We start from the raw sequence: 294 nt of genomic DNA, 5'->3' as shown, positions 1-294 counted from the left end.
TGAAGTCAGCCGCTTCGGCGCTGTCGCCGGCACCGATCAGGGTGCTGAAGTTGACGCTCTGATCCGCTTCGGCATCGCCGGTGCGGGTCACGGTGAAGGTCATCAGACCGCCTTCACTGACGCTGACGCTGTCGACCGCAAAGCTGGCGGTATCGTTGTCCGGGGTGCCAGGACCGCTTGGGTCGAACGGACCCGGGCCGGTGCCGTCATCCAGGATGGTACCGGTGGCGGTGCCATCGGCAATGGTGCTGCCCGCGGAGTTGTTGCTCAGGGTCGCGGTGAAGGTCTCGCCGC

At 66.3% G+C, this 294-nt stretch carries 1 protein-coding gene; it reads left to right on the top strand.

The features are described 5' to 3' along the window. Positions 1-294: hypothetical protein (locus tag JW499_RS22025; protein WP_205212552.1), on the top strand; the 294-nt coding region annotated here is incomplete at both ends.

It is taken from the genome of Amphritea pacifica, from assembly GCF_016924145.1.
In the GTDB taxonomy this organism is placed as follows: Bacteria; Pseudomonadota; Gammaproteobacteria; order Pseudomonadales; family Balneatricaceae; genus Amphritea; species Amphritea pacifica.
Note: the sequence above shows the minus strand (reverse complement) of the source record. Positions and strands in the feature narration are given on the sequence as shown.